This window comes from Sorangium sp. KYC3313 (assembly GCF_052075895.1).
GTDB classification, from domain to species: domain Bacteria; phylum Myxococcota_A; class Polyangia; order Polyangiales; family Polyangiaceae; genus Sorangium; species Sorangium cellulosum_B.
This window is the reverse complement of sequence record NZ_CP197255.1, coordinates 5,779,363-5,794,438: the sequence shown is the minus strand read 5'-3', so window position 1 is coordinate 5,794,438 and position 15,076 is coordinate 5,779,363. Positions and strand designations below refer to the sequence as shown.

At 69.9% G+C, this 15,076-nt stretch carries 13 protein-coding genes; 1 reads left to right on the top strand and 12 read right to left on the bottom strand.

Annotated features, from left to right (window positions below; translation table 11 throughout):
- Positions 1-50: 50 nt before the first annotated feature.
- From dauA to ACSRUE_RS22595, 3 genes are all read right to left on the bottom strand, one after another.
- On the bottom strand, positions 51-1,775 hold the full coding sequence (dauA, locus tag ACSRUE_RS22605) for a C4-dicarboxylic acid transporter DauA (protein ID WP_441292807.1): 1,725 nt from the start codon (positions 1,773-1,775) through the stop codon (positions 51-53).
- 2 nt (positions 1,776-1,777) lie between these two features.
- On the bottom strand, positions 1,778-2,131 hold the full coding sequence (locus tag ACSRUE_RS22600; RefSeq protein ID WP_441292806.1) for a hypothetical protein: 354 nt from the start codon (positions 2,129-2,131) through the stop codon (positions 1,778-1,780).
- Between the two features lie 65 nt (positions 2,132-2,196).
- Complete coding sequence (locus ACSRUE_RS22595) at positions 2,197-3,924, bottom strand: phosphoenolpyruvate carboxykinase (GTP) (RefSeq protein WP_441292805.1); 1,728 nt, start codon at positions 3,922-3,924, stop codon at positions 2,197-2,199.
- 305 nt (positions 3,925-4,229) lie between these two features.
- Between ACSRUE_RS22595 and ACSRUE_RS22590 the strand changes: the two genes are divergently transcribed.
- Entirely contained in the window at positions 4,230-4,715 is a 486-nt protein-coding gene (locus ACSRUE_RS22590; protein WP_441292804.1) for a sigma 54-interacting transcriptional regulator, read from the top strand.
- Here ACSRUE_RS22590 and ACSRUE_RS22585 read toward each other — a convergent pair.
- The 9 genes from ACSRUE_RS22585 to ACSRUE_RS22545 form a co-directional block, all read right to left on the bottom strand.
- Positions 4,646-5,494: a hypothetical protein gene (locus tag ACSRUE_RS22585; RefSeq protein ID WP_441292803.1), complete on the bottom strand. Its 849-nt coding sequence runs from the start codon at positions 5,492-5,494 to the stop codon at positions 4,646-4,648. The two genes, ACSRUE_RS22590 and ACSRUE_RS22585, sit on opposite strands and share 70 nt — an antisense overlap.
- Before the next feature lie 120 nt (positions 5,495-5,614).
- On the bottom strand, positions 5,615-6,544 hold the full coding sequence (gene coaA / locus ACSRUE_RS22580) for a type I pantothenate kinase (protein ID WP_441292802.1): 930 nt from the start codon (positions 6,542-6,544) through the stop codon (positions 5,615-5,617).
- Between the two features lie 178 nt (positions 6,545-6,722).
- Positions 6,723-8,135, bottom strand: a complete 1,413-nt coding sequence (locus tag ACSRUE_RS22575) for a hypothetical protein (RefSeq protein ID WP_441292801.1) — start codon at positions 8,133-8,135, stop codon at positions 6,723-6,725.
- Positions 8,136-8,356: 221 nt separating this feature from the next.
- Positions 8,357-8,998 (bottom strand): bifunctional 4-hydroxy-2-oxoglutarate aldolase/2-dehydro-3-deoxy-phosphogluconate aldolase, encoded by a 642-nt coding sequence (locus ACSRUE_RS22570; protein ID WP_441292800.1) that lies wholly within the window; start codon positions 8,996-8,998, stop codon positions 8,357-8,359.
- On the bottom strand, positions 8,995-10,092 hold the full coding sequence (locus ACSRUE_RS22565; protein WP_441292799.1) for a PfkB family carbohydrate kinase: 1,098 nt from the start codon (positions 10,090-10,092) through the stop codon (positions 8,995-8,997). The genes ACSRUE_RS22570 and ACSRUE_RS22565 overlap by 4 nt, the downstream gene beginning before the upstream one ends.
- Before the next feature lie 108 nt (positions 10,093-10,200).
- Positions 10,201-11,865, bottom strand: a complete 1,665-nt coding sequence (locus tag ACSRUE_RS22560) for an MFS transporter (RefSeq protein ID WP_441292798.1) — start codon at positions 11,863-11,865, stop codon at positions 10,201-10,203.
- Complete coding sequence (locus tag ACSRUE_RS22555; RefSeq protein WP_441292797.1) at positions 11,862-12,635, bottom strand: SDR family NAD(P)-dependent oxidoreductase; 774 nt, start codon at positions 12,633-12,635, stop codon at positions 11,862-11,864. Before ACSRUE_RS22555 ends, ACSRUE_RS22560 begins: the two co-directional genes overlap by 4 nt.
- Entirely contained in the window at positions 12,632-13,750 is a 1,119-nt protein-coding gene (locus ACSRUE_RS22550) for a hypothetical protein (protein WP_441292796.1), read from the bottom strand. The genes ACSRUE_RS22555 and ACSRUE_RS22550 overlap by 4 nt, the downstream gene beginning before the upstream one ends.
- Positions 13,747-14,988 carry an enolase C-terminal domain-like protein gene (locus tag ACSRUE_RS22545; RefSeq protein WP_437766261.1) on the bottom strand — a complete coding sequence of 414 codons (1,242 nt, stop codon included), beginning with the start codon at positions 14,986-14,988 and terminating at the stop codon, positions 13,747-13,749. The genes ACSRUE_RS22550 and ACSRUE_RS22545 overlap by 4 nt, the downstream gene beginning before the upstream one ends.
- Between the last annotated feature and the right edge of the window lie 88 nt (positions 14,989-15,076).

The window sequence follows — 15,076 nt, the reverse complement described above, 5'->3', positions numbered from 1 at the left end:
GGACCGAGCGACGCCGCGGACCTGACCGCACGTGACGCCTGGGCGAGCGCTCAGCCGCTCACCAGCTCGCCGGCGAGGCGGATCGCCGCCTCCAGATCCTCCGCGAGGTACACGCGCTGGGACCGCTCCGGGAGGCGCGCCTTGTCGAAGATCTCGCGCGGCCTGGGCAGCGGACCGGCCAGGATCACCGCCTTCTGGCGCCGCGCGAGCTCGTCGAGCGCGTTCTCGAGGGCGACGAACCCCGTGCTGTCGATGAACGGCACCTTGCCGAGGTCGAGGACCATCACCTCGTAGCTGTCCCCGCGGATGGCGTGCAGCGCCGCCATCGCCTTCTGGGCGGCGCCGAAGAACAGCGGGCCGTTGATCTCGTAGAGGGCGACCCGCCTCGGGAGCTCGACTTCGCTCGATCCGCCGGCGGCGTCCAGCACCGTTCGGCTCCCTGTCAGCTCGGCCATCCGGCGCATGAAGAGGATGGCGGCGAGGATCACGCCGGCCGACACCGCGATCACCATGTCCAGGACGACGGTGAGCCCATAACAGGTCAGGAGTACGAACACATCGCTCCTCGGCGCGAGCTTCACGATACGGATGAAATGGTGGAGCTCGGACATGTTCCACGCGACGAGCAGCAGCAGGGCCGCCAGCGACGCCATGGGGACGTAGGCCACGAGCGGGGCGAAGACGAGGATCGAAAGAAGGACGACCGCGGAGTGTGTCACGGACGCGATCGGAGAGCGCGCGCCGGCCCGGATGTTCGTGGCCGTCCGCGCGAGCGCTCCGGTCGCCGCGATACCGCCGAAGATCGGCGCGACGATGTTCCCGATACCGAGGCCGATGAGCTCGGAGTCCGGATCGTGCTTGGTCCCCGTCATGCCGTCGGCGATGACCGCCGACAGCAGCGATTCGATGGCGCCGAGCACGGCGATCGCGAAGGCGGCGGGGAGCAGCTTCCTCACGAGCTCGAGCGAGAGCCCATCGCCCCACGGCAGCGAGGGCGTCGGGAGGATCGATGGGATCCCGGCGATCTCCACGCCGTCGACGGTGGAGCGAAAGCGGCTGCCGATCGTCGCCACGGAGAACGCGGGGTAGACCGCGTCGACGACCACCGCGGCGAGCGACACGACGGAGATGGCGATGAGGGGCGCCGGCACCTTCTTGACGACGCGCGGGACGAGCAAGAGCAGGGCGACCGTCGAGGCGGCGACGGCCAGCTCGAAGAGGTCGGCCGTCCCGCGCGCCGCCCACAAGGCCTCCACCTTGGCCGTGTAGTGCTCCGGGAGCGGCCCGGCCTGGAGGCCCAGGACGTCCTTCACCTGAAGCGTCGCGATCACGGTGGCTATCCCGGCCGTGAAGCCTGTGGTCACCGGGTACGGGATGAATTCGATGAGCCGGCCGAGCCGCATGAGCCCCATGATCACGAGCAGCACGCCGGCCAGGAGCCCCGCCGTCAGCAGCCCGGCCAGCCCGTGCTCCGCCACGATCGGCGCGAGGATCACCACGAAGGCCGCCGTCGGGCCGGTGACCTGGAACTTGCAGCCGCCCAGCAGCGCCACCAGCGCGCCGGCCAAGATCGCCGTGTAGAGCCCGTGCTGAGGAGGAGCCCCCACCGCGATGGCGAGGGCCATGGAGAGAGGGAGCGCCACGACGCCGACGACGATGCCTGCCAGGAGGTCGGCCTGGAGATCCCCGAGGCCGTACCCCTTGCCAAGGCAGCGCCGGAGCGCCGACGCCACCGGGATCCGAGGCAGCGACGGAGCAGGCCGAGAGGAATGCATCGTTACACCTCCACCCGCGCGCGGATGGTATCCAGGATCGTCCAACCCCAGGCGGGCTTCGGGATGATCGTGAGGACATCGCGCGCGCCCGCGGCGGTCGCGCGCTTCGCGAAAAACTGGGGGTTCCGGGTCACGAGGAGGGTGAGCACGCCGGGATGGTCTCGCAGGATGCTCTCGACCGCCTCATCGACGTCCGCCGGCGGATAATCGTCCGGGAACAGCACGACCGCCGAGATGACGGCGCCGTCCAGCACCGCTCCGCGCAGGTGGCGCGTCACGTGCGCGGTCACGCCGGCGCGCTGGAGGTACTCTTGCAGCCCATCCAGCGTCTCCGCGTTGTCGGAGACGATCACCACGTGAAGCGGATCGCCCCGTCGCCTTCGCACACTGGAGCGCACCGCAGCCCTGGCTTTCCTCACCATCAGTTTGACGCCATCTTCAGCCGGCGGACGATGCCGTCGTGCTCGCCGCGCAGCGGCTCCGGCAAGCGGCTCCCGAAGCGCGCGAGGAACTCCTGATTGCGAGCCATCTGCTCGGACCAGGCGCGAAGATCGACCTCGTGCAGCTTCTGGATCTGCTCCGCGGACAGGCCGAGACCTGCCACGTCCAGCTCGATCGGAACGAACCCGATCGGCGTGATCCGCGCGGGGGCATTCCGCTGCACGCGCTGGACGATCCACTTCAGGACGCGAGCCTCGTGCCCGAGGCCGGGCCACAGGAGCTTGCCTCTGTCGGCCCGGAGCCAGTTGACGTGGAAGACCCGCGGCGCCTTCCGCAGCCGTGCGCCGAGGGATAGCCAGTGAGCGAAGTAGTCGCCCATGTTGTAGCCGCAACAGGAGAGCATCCCCATCGGGTCGTTCCGCGGCACCGCGGCGGGCGCCGTCTGCGAGAGCAGGGTGGCTCCGATGTACACGCCGTGCGCCCAGCTCGTGGCCTCGTACACGAGCGGCGCCACCTCCGCCCCGCCGCCGGCAAAGACGATGGCGGAAATGGGCACGCCCCTCGGATCGTGGATCGCGCCCGTCACGAAGGGGCACTGGCTCGCCGCGACCGTGAACCGAGCGTCCGGGTGCGCCGCCTTCTCCGGCGACGAGGCCGACCACGGATGCCCCCGCCAGTCGACGAGCCCTTCCCTCGGCTCCTCGCCCATGCCCTCCCACCACGGCGTGCCGTCCTGCTGAAGCGCGGTGTTCGTGAACAGGACATCGTGACCGAAGAGCAGCTCGACGCTGGGGTTCTCCTTGAGGCTCGTCCCGGGCACGACGCCGGACATCCCGGCCAGCGGGTTGATGGCCCAGAGCTGCCCGTCCTCCCCCACGTGCATCCAGCAGACGTCGTCGCCGGCCACTTTCACCGTCCATCCGGGCAGGTCCTGGACCAGCATCGACAGGCTCGCGTTCCCGCCGGCGCCTGGCCGGGCCACGGCGATGTAATGCTTGCTTCCCTCCGGATCGGTCAGCTCCATGATGAGCATGCGCTCCGCGAGCCAACCTTCATTGCGTGCCTGCACGCTGGCCATGCAGATGGCGTGGTACTTCGTGCCGAGGATCGCGCTGTCCCCGTACCCGGAGCCGATGCTCCAGATCGTCTTCGTCGAGGGGAAGTGGACGACGTACCGACGGTCGGTGGAGAGGTCACCCGTGCAGTGAAGACCTCGAACCAAATCGGCCGAGCTGCCGCAGTGCTCCAGGGCCGCCTTCCCCATGCGCGTCATGAGCCGGAGGCTCGCGACGACGTAGGGGCTGTCCGTGAGCTGCACCCCCACGCGGCTGTAGCGCGAGCCGCGCGGGCCGAGGAGGTACGGGACCACGAACAGGGTCTTACCTGTCATCGCTCCGGCGAACAGAGGCCACACGGTCTGGTTCGCGTCTTCTTCCGACATCCACGTGTTCGTGGGCCCGGCGTCGACGCGCTGCTCGGTGCAGAGGAACGAGGAAGACTCCGCGCGAGCCACGTCGGCCCGATGGGAGCGATGCAGGAAGCTTCGCGGATATCTGTCCGGATCGAGCGGCGCCAGCGCGCCCTTCGCGACCATTCGCTTCTGGAGCCACCTGATCTCCGCGTCCGAGCCGTCACACCAGTGGATGTTCGAGGGCCGGACGTGCGTCGCGATCGAGAGCACCCATGAATCGAGCTCTTCGTTCTGCATCCTTGTCCCTTCCTTCAAGTGCATCTTCGCTGCTTCGATGGCGACCGGCGCGCGGCGACGCGATGCGCCTCCTCCAGCCACCGCGACATCAGCGCTCCCTTAGCGACACCAAAGCAATCTTGGCCTTGGCAGCTGAGTTACCTAGCATGACGTAGCAAGGCACTTAGCAAAATCGGTGCCACGCAGGAATGCCCCTGTTTGTCGCGCGATGCCCGCCCGTTGACGGCGAACCGCGGGATGGATGTGACATTACGACAAAATGTCTCTATAATCTCGTCGTGAGTCGCCGATAACGACATATTGACGTGGTTATCGAGCCTGTGATGCGGTCGGCCGCGATGCGGGAGCTCGGCCGCATTCGTCGCACGGTCGCCCCGAAGGAGGTGGGCATCTCGCTCGTCGGCGAGAGCGGCGAGATGCCGATCTCGGTTCAGGCGAAGCTCCTGCGCTTCCTGGAGAACCGGAAGTTCATGCGCGTGGGCGGGACCGAGAAGCTCTCCGTGAAGGCCCGCATCGTCTGCGCGACGCCGCCGCCGCTGGAGCAGCTGGCGCTGGAGAGCGGCAACCGCTCGAGGGCGGCGGAGAGGCTCGGTATCAGCCTTCGCACGATCCAGCGACACCTCGCCGCGGCGGGCCCGATCGCCCGGGCCGCGCCGACGCCCGCGAACACCGCGCCACGACGCGCGAGCGCTCGTGAGGCGCCCGGAGCCGGCTCCGCTGCTCAGTCCAGCGGGAATTGTTCCGCGATCCAGGCCTCCCAGCCCGGCGGGACTCGGGTGGCCTCGAGGTAGCGACGCAGCTGGTGGGCGTCGTCGAAGACGGACATTCCCCACAGGCGAAACGCGTCGACATAACCCATGTCGTCCTCGAACGAATCGGCGAAGTCGGCGAGCCCCAGGCCGAGCTGCCAGGGCGCCTTGACGTCCCCGGCGCAGAGCAGCCGCGCCAGCGAAAGGAGCCCGTCGCGAGGCTCGATCGGATCTGCGTCGCCGCTCGCGAGCGCGGTCGCGCACGCTCGCCAGCCCTCCGGTACGGCGGGAGGCATCCATCCGTCGCCTCTCCGGAGCGCCGCGACCTGGCGCGACCAGAACCAGAGCTCGCGGGTGTTGTAGCGGGCCGCCTTCTCGGGCGTCTCGTACGATTCCCACGGCCAACGCACGCCGTCCTGCTGGCTGAGCCATGTGGTGAAGGAGACGTCGACCGCGATGAGCCCCTGCTCCAGGAGCGCCGATCGACGCGAGGCCGCCGCGATCGGGTCCTCCTCGTCGCCGCCCTCCTCCTCCTCGTCGTCTGCCTGTTCCTCCGTCGGGTGCAGGACCTTGTGAACGGCCTCTGCCCAGGTGATCGGCGCGGGAGGGTGGCGTCGCAGGTAGGCGATGCGTGTTTCGCGGTCCGGCGCGAGCTGTTCGAGAAAGACGCTCCACATCCCCAACCAGTCTTCACCGGAGCCCATTCGCCAGCCGATCGTGTAGCGCTCGTAGTCGGGGAAGCGCTCCCATGGAGGAGCGATGTCGCCGTGCTGGTCGACGTGCTCGCGGAGGCGGGAGCGACAGCTCTCTTTCCAGTCCATGAAACCAGCATACAACAGTTCGCGGCGCTCGCCGCCGACAGCGGTGTCGAGACGCCCACCGACGGGAAGCGCGTGGACCTGGGCACGACAGACGCTCTGCGCCGGCCGTGGACCTCCACGTCAGAGCCGGCGGAGCCACACGGCGCGCACGGCGTGGTCGGGCCCCTTCTCCAGCACGACGTCGGCGCGTGCCCGCGTCGGCAGGATGTTCTCCGTGAGGTTGGGGCCGTTGATCGTGCGCCAGACCTCCAACGCGAAGGCGCGCGCCTCGTCGTCCCCCATCGCCGCATAACGGTGGAAATACGAGGAGGGGTCACGGAACGCCGTGGCCCGCAGCGCGAAGAAGCGCTCGACGTACCATCGCTCGATGTCGGCCTCGTCCGCGTGGACATAGAGCCCGATGTCGAAGAAGTCGCTGACGGCGATCGCCGCGGCGCGGTCGGGGCCCTGCAGCACGTTCAGGCCCTCGAGGATCACGACGTCGGGCTGCCTCACGGTCTGCACCTTCCCGGCGATCACGTCGTAGGTGGCGTGCGAGTAGACCGGCACGTCGATCGCTTCGACGCCCGCCTCGAGGTCGGCGAGGAACTTCACCAGCCGCCCGAGATCGTAGCTCTCGGGAAACCCCTTGCGGTGCAGGCCGCCGCGCGAGGCGAGCACCGCGTTGGGGTACAGGAAGCCGTCGGTGGTCACCAGGTCCACCCGCGGGTGGTCAGGCCATCGCGCGAGCAGCGCTTGCAGCACGCGCGCGGTCGTGCTCTTGCCCACCGCGACCGACCCGGCAATGCCGATCACGAAAGGCCGCCGCGCGGTGGGGCGGCCAAGGAAGGTGTCCTTCACGCGGCGGAGCTGCTGCGCCGCGCCTACGTGAAGGTTGAGCAGCCGCGAGAGCGGCAAGTAAATCGTCGCGACCTCGTCGAGCGAGAGCCGATCATTGAGGCCCCGCAAGACCACGAGGTCGGCCTCGGTGAGGGTGAGCGGCGTGGCCGCGCGCAGGCAGCCCCACTGCGCAGCGGCGAAGACCTCGTACGTCGTGGTGGCGGCGTCCATGATGGGTCGGAGCCGATGGTACGCTCCCGAGCGCGCCATCCGAAGCAATCTCGCGAGCGGGAGCAAGCCCCGGCGCCTTGGTCGAGCAGCGCGAGCACTGCCCCCGCGAGCTGGCTCGCGAAGGCGTCGCGCGAGAGCGCGCGGATCGAACGCGGCCCGGGCCGCCCACCGCCGTCGCTCAGAAGAAGCTGTAGAGGGACAGCTTGATGCGCTCGTTGGTCGCGGTCACGTCGTCCGCGAAGGTCTGCTCCGAGTACTGGAACGAGAGGCCCGCGCGGACGGCCGGCGTGATGTCGGCGAACAGGTTCCCGTCGATGTAGCGCGACTCGTGGTAGGCCGCGCGGAGCGCGCCGTAGTCGTTCTCCTCGGTCACCCGGTCGTTCGAGCCCTGGGTGTAGTTGCCGGAGACGGAGAAGCGCCCCGAGGGCGGCAGATAGTACTGGAGCCCGACCATGAACCCCGTCCAGCCGATCGTCTTCAGCTTGTTGTTCGCGTCGTACACGGCGAGGCCGCTGTCGATGTTCGGCGTATAGGTCGCTCCGGCGTCAGGGAGCGCCGGGTTCGGCACGTTGCTCGCCACGCCGACCACGTCCGAGATGCCCGTGCCCGTGAAGAACGAGCCGGTCAATGTCAGCGCGTTGCCGGACTCCTCCAGCGACTTGGCCGGGAGGATCGGGAGCAGCGCATCGACGGAGATCCCGTAGCCGCTGGCCGAGCTCGACTCGATCGGGGCGGCGGAGTGCTCGTTGACCCTGAAACGGCGGAAGATGCCCGAGACGCCGAGCGTCAGCGGGTCGTGCAGCATCCCGGCGGCGCCGAGCGTGTGGATCCCCTTCCAGCCGTTGAAGCCGACGCGCAACCCCGCCTGCATGTCAGGCACCTCGGAGTCGCGCTGCGGCGGCTTGAGGACGGCAGCGGCGAGCTCCACATTGGCGGCGTCCGACTTGAAGTTGTGGCCGACGCGCAGCTGCGGCATCCGCCCGAACACCTGGTTCATCACCGGGAAGAAGGACGTCGTGGCCGGGAAGAAGTACGGCTGCCACCCGAACAGGTGATAGCCCTGTCCAATCAACAGGTCGACGTAGTCCGTTTCGACCTTGATGTTGGCCTGACGCAAACGGAAGGTGCCGCTGCTCACCAGCGAGGCCTCGGAGACGGTGGGCGGCTGATTGCCGAAGAAGTCGAGCTCCAGCATGGCCGTGGTCTTGATCCCGGACACCTCGGGCGCGGTCACCTTGACGCCGAACCTGGAGTTCCGCGTCGTGAAGTGCGTGCGGCCGTGCGAGCCGGCGTAGGTGTCCTCGCGCTGGATCACCGTGGCCCCGACCGACTCCCCGAAGCTCTGGGTGGAGTCGTGCATGATGTCGAACTCCGCCATCCCGTAGATCGTGGCCTTCCACTTGGCGGTGACGGGGACCGGATCCTTGGAGGCCGGCTTGACGGCCTCCACCGGCGGCGCCGCCGGTGCAGCCGCGTCCGGCGGCGGCGTGGCCGGCGCCTGCGCGTCCGCCGGCTGGGCCGGCGCAGCGGCCTGCGGGGCGGCCGCGTCCGGCGCCGGCGGGGGAGTCTGGGCGCGCGCGACCGCCGCCACGAAGAAAATCGACGCACCGACTAGGTTCGCAACCTTCGATTGATTCATGTTCGAAGCCCCTGGGTTATCCATGGCGCCGGGAATCCCCTGCAAACGCCGTAACTATTTGTTTTAACTACATTTTACGTCGCACCGCGCAGCGCGCGCACCACGCCCGTCTCCCCCCGGGGAGCCGCTGGAAACGACAGGGTGAACGGCGGGCGCGCCTCCTGCGCGCTCCCTCAGGACGCGCGGCCCGCGTCGCAGAACGCACGGGCGCGGGCGACGAGCTCGTCGCGCCGCCCGTCGCGCAGGAGCTTGAGATCCACGAGGTTGCCGCCGACGCCGACCGCCACCGCGCCCGCCGCGAAGAAGGTGCCCACGTTCTGCAGCGTCACGCCGCCCGTGGGCATGAGCGGGATATGGGGCAGCGGCGCCTTGAGCGCCTTGAGGTACGAGGCGCCGCCGAGGGCGTCGCACGGGAACACCTTCACGACGTCTCCGCCCGCCCGGTGCGCCGCCACGACCTCGGTGGGCGTGAGCGCGCCCGGGGCGTGGACGACGTTCATCGCGACGCACGCCCTCACCGTCGCCTCGTCGAGCGCAGGGCTGACGACGAAGCGCGCCCCGGCCTCGACGCACGCCTCGGCGGTGCGGGCGTCGAGCACCGTCCCGGCGCCCACGAGCGCCCGATCGCCGTGGCGCGCGGCGACCTCGCGCACGACCTCGACCGCGCCGGGCACGGTCATCGTGATCTCGAGCACGTCGATCCCCCCCTCGAGGAGGGCCTCGACCGCCTGCAGCGCCTCGTCGGCCGAGCCGGCGCGCACGACAGGGACGATGCGGCCACGCGCGATCCACTCGAGCACGGATTGCTTGTTCATCGGTCCACCCGGGAAGTGCCCATCTTCATCGCCTTGAGCACCTCGTCGAGGGTCGCCATCGTCGTGTCGCCGGGCGTCGTCATCGCGAGCGCCCCGTGCGCCGCGCCGCAATCGACCGCCCACTGCGGCCCCTTGCCCATCAAAAAGCCGTAGATGAGCCCCGAGGCGAACGAGTCGCCGCCGCCCACGCGATCGAAGATCTCCAGGTCCTTGCGCTCGGGCGCCCTGTAGAGCTGGCCGCCCTGGTACAGCACCGCGCTCCAGTCGTTGCGCGTCGCCGAGGTCGCCACGCGGAGCGTCGTCGCCACCGCCCGGATGTTCGGAAACACCGAGAGGACGCGCTCGATCATGCTCTCGAACGCGCCGACGCGCAGGTTGGCGTGCCCCTCGTCGACGCCCTCGACCTCGAAGCCCAGGGCAGCCGTGAAATCCTCCTCGTTGCCCAGCATCACGTCGACGTACGGCGCGAGCGCTCGATTGACCTCCTGCGCGCGGGCCTGACCACCGATCGACTTCCAGAGCGACGGACGGTAGTTGAGATCGTAGGAGACGACGACGCCGTGCCGCCTGGCCGCCTCCATCGCCTCCTTCGCCACGGAAGGCGTGGTCTCGGAGAGCGCGGCGAAGATACCGCCGGTATGGAACCACCGCGTGCCCTCGGCGCCGAAGATCGTATCCCAGTCGATCTCGCCGGGCTTCAGCTGGGACGCGGCCGTGTGGCCACGGTCCGAGAGGCCGACCGCCCCGCGGATGCCGAAGCCCCGCTCGGTGAAGTTCAGGCCGTTGCGCACGAGGCGCCCCACGCCGTCGTGCGTCGCCCAGCGGACGTGCGTGAGATCCACGCCGCCCTGCAGCATCAGGTCTTCGAGCAGGCGGCCGACGGGGTTGTCCGCGAGGGCGGTCACGATGGCCGACCTGAGCCGGAAACAGCGGCGCAGGCCGCGGGCGACGTTGTACTCGCCGCCTCCCTCCCAGGCCTGGAAGCTGCGGGCGGTGGAGATCCGCCCGTCGCCGGGATCGAGGCGCAGCATGACCTCGCCGAGGGACACGAGATCCCAGCGGCAGGTGGAAGGATCACGGAGCGTGAAGGACATGGCTTACTTGCAGTGGTTCAGGCCGCGTGGCGGAAGAGCTGGTGGACAAGCAGGGTTCAAGGGCCGCCGCAGTCGCGGAGATGCGATGGGGCGGGCCGACGGCGGTGATTACCGATCGCCTCCTGGCGCGCGGGACGACTCGACCTCTGCGGCGGACGGGCCCGTGTAGCCCTTGGCGGCAGCGCCCTTCCCCTCGACGATGGGCCGCCCATCGCGGTCGAACTTGACGAGCTCCGCCTTGGTCCCCGCGGCCGTCGGCCAGAGGTACCAGCGCGCGTCCATCCAGCCCACGTGGGCGGCGGGGCCCTCGACCGGCGCGCCCGTCGCATTCAGCTGGGCCGGCCGGGTCGCCCGGTACTGGTCGACCGAGGTGTACGCAGGGCGGTTGAGGGCGAACTGCAGCCCCGCGATGCTGGCGAGCATCACCAGGCCGCCGGCGACGACCGCCGCGTTCGGCACGCGCCGCTTCGGCGCGACCGGCTCGACGCGCGGCAGGATGAGGTGCAGCGCGAGCAGTCCGACGAGGTACAGCGTCCCCGCGAGCAGGAACGGCAGGACGTACGAGCCCGTGGCCGTGAGCGCCCAGCCGACGAAGATCTGGAAGAGCGCCCCGCCGACGACGCCGAACGCCGTCATGACGCCGACCACCGTGGCCATCGCCGGGCGCGGGAGGGCGTCCGAGACGAGCGTGTAGAGGTTGCTGCTCCAGCCCTGGTGCGCTGCCGCGGCGAGCGACAGGATCGCGACCGCGACGTAGATCGTGGGGATGCCCGCGACGCTCGGGACATCGACGAGGAGCCCGACGGACATGACGGGCACCGCGGAGAGCGCGCACGCGAGCATCGCGAGCTTCCGCGCCGCGCCGACCGAGCGGCCGCTCGCGATGAGCCTGGAGGACAGCCAGCCGCCGCCGACCGCGCCGCCGTCCGCCACGAGGAACACGACGGGGATGGCGTAGGCCATGAAGGTCGGCTTCAGGTTGAACTCGCTGACAAGGAACTTCGGCAGCCAGGTGAGGTAGAACCACCACGGCGCGTCGGTGAAGAACTTCGCCGCCGCGACCGCGTAGACGGGCCGCATCCCGAACACCTCGCCGACGCCGAGGGACTCTGTCGCCTCCTTCGGGTCGGAGCGGATGTGCGCGAGCTCCTCGGGCGACACCTTCGGGTGGTCCTCGGGCCGCCGGTAGAGGCGCGTCCAGAAGAAGATCCACACGACGCCGACGCCGCTCAGGAGGAGGAAGCAGGTCCGCCACCCGTACGCCTCCGCGATGCGCACCGCCAGGAGCGGGGCCAGGATGGCGCCGACGTTGGAGCCGCAGTTGAACAGCCCTGTCGCGAGCGCCCTCTCCTTCTTGGGGAACCACTCCGCCACGGTGCGGACGGCGGCCGGGAAGTTGCCGGCCTCGCCGACCCCGAGCAGGAAGCGGATCCCGGCGAAGCCGGCGAAGCTGCCGACGACGGCGTGGCCGGCCGAGGCGATGTTCCAGAGAAGGAACGTCGCGCTGAGCCCCTTGCGCGGCCCGACGCGGTCGATCCAGCGACCGACGAACACCATGCCGAAGCCGTAGGCGAGCAGGAAGCTCACGTTGATGAGCGCGAGATCCGTCGGCCCGAGCTTCAGCTCGCTCTCGAAGAACGGGATCAGCAGGGAGAACAGCTGCCGATCGAGGTAGTTGATCGTCGTCGCGAAGAAGAGGAGCGCGCAGATGGTCCAGCGCGTGCGGGACATGACGCCGGCGGTCGCCGGGGCCACGGGAGACGCTGCGGTCATTGGTTCACCCCGGAGGCGAGGAATCCACCGTCGACTGTGATGCTCGTGCCAGTGATGAAGCTCACCGCGTCGGAGCAGAGAAAGAGGGCCGCGCCGACCAGCTCCTGCGTGTCGCCGAAGCGGCCGAGGGGCGTGCGAGCGAGCAGCTCCTGCCCGCGCCCTGTGCCGTTGAGGAGGGCGCGGTTGAGGTCCGTCACGAACACGCCCGGCACGAGCGCGTTCGTCCGGATACCGTGCTTCGCCCACTCGGCGCCGAGGCTCCGGGTGAGCGCCAGCACCGCCGCCTTCGACGCTCCGTAGGCCGCGACCTCGTGGAACGCGACGAAGCTCGACAGCGAGGCGATGTTGACGATGCGGCCCCGGCCGCTGTCCTTCAACGGGCCATGGAAGGCCTGGCAGGCGCGCAGCATGCCGGTGACGTTCGTGTCGAGCAGGCTGCCCCACTCGGCCTCTCCGACCTCGGCGGTGGGCTTCCGGAAGGTCCGACCGGCGCAGTTGACGAGGATGTCGACGCCGCCGAACGCCTCGATCACGCGGTCGCGCAGGGCGTCGAGCGTCGCGCGATCGCCGACGTCGCACGCCGCCTCGATCGAGCGGACGCCCCGCTCGCGGATCTCGGCGGCGACCGCCTGGATGCGGTCCGCGCGGGTGCCCGTCGCGACGGTGTGGGCGCCCGCCTCGGCGAGGCCGAGGGCGATCGCGCGCCCGGTACCGGAGGTGCCACCGACGACGACGGCCGTGCGGCCCGAGATGTCGAAGCGGTCCGTCATGCTCCCAGCCAGTCCTTCGCGATGCCCCCGAGGAGCGCCCGCGCGTCGCGCTCGATCTGCGCGTCGGTCGGCGGGACGGGCATCGCCCCGTAGCGCCGGGCCAGCGCTGAAGCGATCGACCGCCGCGAGTGGCGCCACTTGTAGATGAGCTGGTCGAGGACGCGCGCGTCGGAGTGCTGCGGCACGAAGGTCGGCCCGAGCATCTCCAGGCGCATCATCGTCGTCTCCTCGATGAGGCTCGGGTTGTTCATGAACCACCAGCAGCCGAACGGCAGGACGTTGGCGAACTTGCGCGCCACGACGCAGAGGGGGTGCGTGTTCTCGCGCGCGAGCGTCGTGACGAGGAAGCGCACGTCGGGGTTCTCCCCGGCGAGCCGCTCGAGCGGGGTCAGGTCGACCGTGCTCACCCCGTCGCCGGCCACGCCGAGGCGGGGGTTCACCGCGCGCCGGACGCCGATCATCATGGCGAACGGCAGCCCGTGATCGCGGCACGCGTCCAGCACGGCCCGGGGCGGCGCCGAGACCTCGTTGACCGAGATCGCCAGGTAGCGCGGCCGCATGCGGGCGATCCACCGCTCGAGCTCGGGCGCGAGATCGTCCGCGTGGATGAGCCGATCGAGGCGCAGCGCCGTGTAGAACCGAGGATCCGGCGTGGCGCCCGCGTCCCAGATCGCGCGCTCCGCCGGGTCGGTCGGATCGTTCGTCATCGCGAGCGCGCTCACGCCCGAGAGCCGCAGCACGTCCTCCAGGTGATCCTCGACCCGGCGCTCGGCGAAGAAGGCGCGGGCCTCGCGAAGATCGGGCGCGGCGGGGTCGAGCCCGAACGCGGCGAGCACCGTCGCGACGCCCGCGGTGGCCTCGGACAGCGGCGATCGGCGGACGAAGAGCGACGCCCACACGAGATCGGCCTGCGCCTTCTTGTCGAGCGCGAAGAACGCCTCGGGCGTGACCTTCGGCTCGGCGCGCAGGGCCTCGGCGACGAGGTAATGGTACGTGAGGAGCTCGTCGACGCCCCAGAGGTTCAGCGCGGGGAACTGGGGCGCGAAGAGGTGGGTGTGAAGATCGATGATGGGCGCGGCGTCGACGGCCGCGGCCACGCGCTCGGCGAGGGTCATCTCGGCACCTCGGGGATTCGGTCGTCCTTCGGATCGGCCCAGCGGTCGTTCGGCACGGTCGCGCACCAGGCCGGCCGCAGCGGGTCCTTGTCGTACGGATAAGCGCCCAGCCGGCGGTACTCCTCGGCGTAGTGAGCGAGCTTCTCGCGATCGAGGCGGACGCCCAGGCCGGGACCGGCGGGGACGCGGATACGGCCGTTCCGGTACGGGAGCGGGCCTCCCTGGATCACGTCGTCGCGCAGGTGGTGATAGTGCGCGTCGGCGGCGAACGAGAGGTTCGGGATGACGGCGCCGAGGTGCAGCATCGTCGCGAGCTGCACGCCGAGCTCGCCCGAGGAGTGGACGGCGACGCCGAGGCCGAAGGTCTCGCAGATCCCCGCCGCCTTCACGCACGGCCGGATGCCGCCCCAGAACGTCGTGTCGAGCAGGATGACGTCCACCGCCGTGTCGAGGACGTTCGCGGCGAGCTGCTCGAAGCCCACGACCACGGTGTTCGTCGCGAGCGGCATCCGCACCTTCTCGCGGGTGCGTCGCATCGCGTGGAGGCCGAAGACGGGGTCCTCGAGGTAGTCGTTGTTCAGGTCCTCGATCGCCTGCCCGAAGCGGATGCCCTGCTCCGTCGACCAGACCGCGTTCGGATCGAAGCGGACGCGATCCTCGCCCACGGCGGCGGCGACAGCGCGGTAACACTCGAGCTCGTAGTCCGGGTGGAACACGCCGCCCTTGAGCTTGTGCGAGGTGAACCCGTACGTCTTCTTCAGCGCCTTCGCCTGCTCGACGAGCTGCGTTGGCGTCCGCACCTCGCCTGACCCGTCGGCGTTCGGGTAGCGGAAGAAGAGGTAGGACGCGAACGGCACCTCGTCCTGCAGCTTGCCGCCGAGGAGATCGTGGACCGGCACGCCGAAGGCCTGTCCGAGCAGGTCGAGGCACGCGAACTCCAGCGCGGCGAGGACCTGGGTGCGGTTGTTATAAAGAGAGGCCGTCGGGTTCGCGATCTTGAACCGCATCTCCTCGAGGCGGGCGGGATCGTGGCCGACGAGGTAGCCCTTCATCGCCCGGAACACGGCCTCGGCCGACTCGCCGCCGCCGCCCATCTCACCGAGGCCGATCAGCCCGTTGTCCGCCTCGATCTCGACGATCGTGCGCACGAAGCGGCCCCAGTGACAGCCGTTGGCGTGACGCAGGGGCGCTTCTAGCGGCACGGTGACGGTGGTGGCGCGGAGTTCGACGATTTTCATGCGGGACGGGACTCCAGGGCCTCCAGCGGTCCAATGCACCTCGAAAAAGGCGTCCCAGCGGGCAGGGACACCTGCCTCGGCGCGCCTC

Bases quoted from the DNA above. Each gene is read 5' to 3' on its own strand.
- dauA (WP_441292807.1), bottom strand. From the start codon at position 1,775: ATGCATTCCTCTCGGCCTGCTCCGTCGCTGCCTCGGATCCCGGTGGCG.
- ACSRUE_RS22595 (WP_441292805.1), bottom strand. From the start codon at position 3,924: ATGCAGAACGAAGAGCTCGATTCATGGGTGCTCTCGATCGCGACGCAC.
- ACSRUE_RS22585 (WP_441292803.1), bottom strand. From the start codon at position 5,494: ATGGACTGGAAAGAGAGCTGTCGCTCCCGCCTCCGCGAGCACGTCGAC.
- coaA (WP_441292802.1), bottom strand. From the start codon at position 6,544: ATGGACGCCGCCACCACGACGTACGAGGTCTTCGCCGCTGCGCAGTGG.
- ACSRUE_RS22570 (WP_441292800.1), bottom strand. From the start codon at position 8,998: ATGAACAAGCAATCCGTGCTCGAGTGGATCGCGCGTGGCCGCATCGTC.
- ACSRUE_RS22565 (WP_441292799.1), bottom strand. From the start codon at position 10,092: ATGTCCTTCACGCTCCGTGATCCTTCCACCTGCCGCTGGGATCTCGTG.
- ACSRUE_RS22560 (WP_441292798.1), bottom strand. From the start codon at position 11,865: ATGACCGCAGCGTCTCCCGTGGCCCCGGCGACCGCCGGCGTCATGTCC.
- ACSRUE_RS22555 (WP_441292797.1), bottom strand. From the start codon at position 12,635: ATGACGGACCGCTTCGACATCTCGGGCCGCACGGCCGTCGTCGTCGGT.
- ACSRUE_RS22550 (WP_441292796.1), bottom strand. From the start codon at position 13,750: ATGACCCTCGCCGAGCGCGTGGCCGCGGCCGTCGACGCCGCGCCCATC.
- ACSRUE_RS22545 (WP_437766261.1), bottom strand. From the start codon at position 14,988: ATGAAAATCGTCGAACTCCGCGCCACCACCGTCACCGTGCCGCTAGAA.